The organism is Lentzea sp. NPDC004782, assembly GCF_040609115.1.
Lineage (GTDB): Bacteria > Actinomycetota > Actinomycetes > Mycobacteriales > Pseudonocardiaceae > Lentzea.
The window spans coordinates 1-2,622 of record NZ_JBEXJN010000150.1 but is presented as its reverse complement, the minus strand read 5'-3'; the positions used below and the strand labels follow the sequence as shown (position 1 = coordinate 2,622).

Genomic DNA, 2,622 nt, shown 5'->3' with positions numbered 1-2,622 from the left:
CAGCTCACCCAAACCCAAGACACACAACAAGAAACGGGCCGCCGCTGACACGACGGCCCGCTAAGGAAACTCACCTGACGTTAAAACACCAGATCGACCTCAGGTGGATGAATGAGCCCTTCATCCACCACGACGAGCGGGCGGAGTCGCGCCGTCCCCTCAGAACCTGCGGTAGTCGCGCGGCGAGAACCTCGGGGCTCGCCGCGGCCGCTGCATCCCCGCCGCCTCCAGGTAGCGAACGGCCCGGTGGCGCTGCGGTTTGTACGGCTCCAGCAGCTCCATCATGCCGTCGTCGTCCACGGGCGTGCCGGTCAACGCCCAGCCCACGTTCTTGGCGACGTGGTAGTCCCCCACGCTCACCGCGTCCGGGTCGCCCCACGACCGTTGCGCCACCTCGGCCGAGGTCCACACGCCGATGCCGGGCACCTTCTCCAGCAGCTCGCGGCTGCGCATCTCGGCGGCCTTCTCCAGCCGGTGCGCGACCTGGGCGGCGTTGACCAACGTCCGGCGGCGGGCACCGTCGAGACCGCACTGGTGCCATTCCCAGTCCTGCAGCGACAGCAGCCGGTGCGGCGTCGGCGGGACCTTCAAGGGCATCGGTCCGGGTGCGGGCTCGCCGAAGCGGCGACCCAGTTCGCGCCACGTGCGGAACGCTTCCTTGCCGGTGACCTTCTGCTCCAGGATCGAGGCGAACAGCAGGTCCCAGACCCGTCCGCACGCGCCGAGCCGCAGGCCGGGACGTTGGCGACGGGCCTCGGCGATGATCGGGTGGTGGGCGATGAACTCGTCCACCGGGTCGTCCGCGCCGAGCAGGGCGGGCAGGCCGTCCAGCAGCCACCCGCCGCCGTCGCCCCACGCCTCGGCCTCGATGACCCCCGAGGCGCGGCGGACGTGCAGAGTTCCCGGACCGCACGGGGTGTTCGCCGCGAACCAGATGCCGCCCTCCGCGGAGAAGGACGGGTCACCCGGTCCGCGGCGCAGCGGCCCGAGCACCGCGCCCAGATCCAGCGGGAACGGTGGTGTCCAGGATCTCCTAGGCATCCGTCGAGAAGCGCACGCCGGCCTCGGGCAGCACCACGCCCGGCCACACGCGCGCCCCGCCGATCAGCTCGCACCGGGCACCGATCACGGCCGAGTCGCCCACGACCGCGTCCCGCAGCACCGCACCGGCCTGCACCAGCGCACCCGCGCCGACGATCGAGCGCTCGACCACCGCGCCTTCGCCGACGACCGCGCCGTCGAACAGGATCGCGCCGTCGAGCACCGCGCCGTCCGCGACCGTGCACCCGGCACCGACCGTCGAGCCACCACGAACCGTGGCGCCCTCGTGGATCGACGAGCCCCCCAGCACCAGGAAGTCACCGGGCTGCGCGACGGCGGCCGAAGGGGCGACACCGCGCACCAGGTCGGCGGAGCCCTGCACGAACGCCTCCGGCTTGCCCAGGTCGAGCCAGTACGTGGCGTCGACGTGGCCCTGCAGGCGACGACCGCCCTCCAGCAGGCCGGGGAACGTCTCGCGCTCCACCGACACCGGGCGGCCCGCCGGGATGGCGTCGATCACCTCACGCCGGAACACGTAGCAACCGGCGTTGATCTGGTCGGTCGGCGGGTTCTCGGTCTTCTCCAGGAACGCCTGCACACGGCCCTCGTCGTCGGTCGGCACGCAGCCGAACGCGCGCGGGTCCGCGACCTTCACCAGGTGCAGCGTGACGTCCGCCTCGTGCTTGCGGTGCGTGTCCACGATCCCCGTCAGGTCGACGCCCGAGAGGATGTCGCCGTTGAAGACCATCACGTCCGGTTCGCGCAGCTTGTCCGCGACGTTGCGGATGGCACCCGCGGTGTCGAGCGGAACCTCCTCGACCACGTACTCGAGCTCGAGGCCCAGGCGGGACCCGTCGCCGAAGTACTCCTCGAACACCTCGGCCTTGTAGGACGTGCCGAGCACCACGTGCGTGATGCCGGCCTCCTTGATCCGCGACAACAGGTGGGTCAGGAAGGGCACCCCCGCAGTCGGCAGCATGGGCTTGGGAGCGGACAGGGTCAGCGGGCGAAGACGGGTGCCCTTACCCCCGACCAGCACCACAGCTTCGACGCCGTGCACCTTTTTCCTCCTCCGCGTTACAGCGAGCCGTTTGACGGAATACTCTGACACGAAGCAGATCGTCATACGGGATCTGGTCCCGGCAAGGAGCTAAATCCGACATGGACCCCCGCGACCGGGCCGACGCCATGCTCGCCCGCGCCCGCGCACGTGGGCGGAACATCGTGACGCCGGACAACATGACGTCCCCCATGGACGCGTCCGACACGCTCCAGATCCCCCGCACGCTGGTCAACGCCGTGGATCCGCGCCAGGACCCGGACTCGACCATGATCATCCCGCCGGCCCAGATCGGTCAGCAGCGGCCGCACCACCAGCAGCCGCCGATGCCCGCCCCGCCCAGGCCGCCGGCTCCTGCGGACGACGCGGAGATCACCCAGGTCGTGCAGCCCGGTGTGATCCCGACGGTCTCGAACCACCAGCAGCACCGGAACTCCCTGTCGCAGCGCCTCAACGGCTCCATGTGACGTGGATGAAGGGCGCCTTCATCCACCTGAGGTCGATGAAGGCGCCCTTCATCC

The 2,622-nt window shown here is 70.5% G+C and carries 3 protein-coding genes; 1 reads left to right on the top strand and 2 read right to left on the bottom strand.

All coding sequences use genetic code 11. The annotated features are described in order from the left end of the window. Positions 1 to 159: 159 nt before the first annotated feature. Positions 160 to 1,041, bottom strand: coding sequence for a DNA-3-methyladenine glycosylase 2 family protein (locus ABZV40_RS46330; protein ID WP_355456505.1), 882 nt, complete (start codon positions 1,039 to 1,041; stop codon positions 160 to 162). Further along, on the bottom strand, positions 1,034 to 2,101 hold the full coding sequence (locus tag ABZV40_RS46325; RefSeq protein ID WP_355456504.1) for an NDP-sugar synthase: 1,068 nt from the start codon (positions 2,099 to 2,101) through the stop codon (positions 1,034 to 1,036). Before ABZV40_RS46325 ends, ABZV40_RS46330 begins: the two co-directional genes overlap by 8 nt. Positions 2,102 to 2,202: 101 nt before the next feature. Here ABZV40_RS46325 and ABZV40_RS46320 point away from each other — a divergent pair, with 101 nt between their 5' ends. Beyond that, the gene (locus ABZV40_RS46320; RefSeq protein WP_355456503.1) at positions 2,203 to 2,568 is read left to right on the top strand and encodes a hypothetical protein; all 366 of its coding nucleotides are present in this window, start codon (positions 2,203 to 2,205) and stop codon (positions 2,566 to 2,568) included. Positions 2,569 to 2,622: the final 54 nt, after the last annotated feature.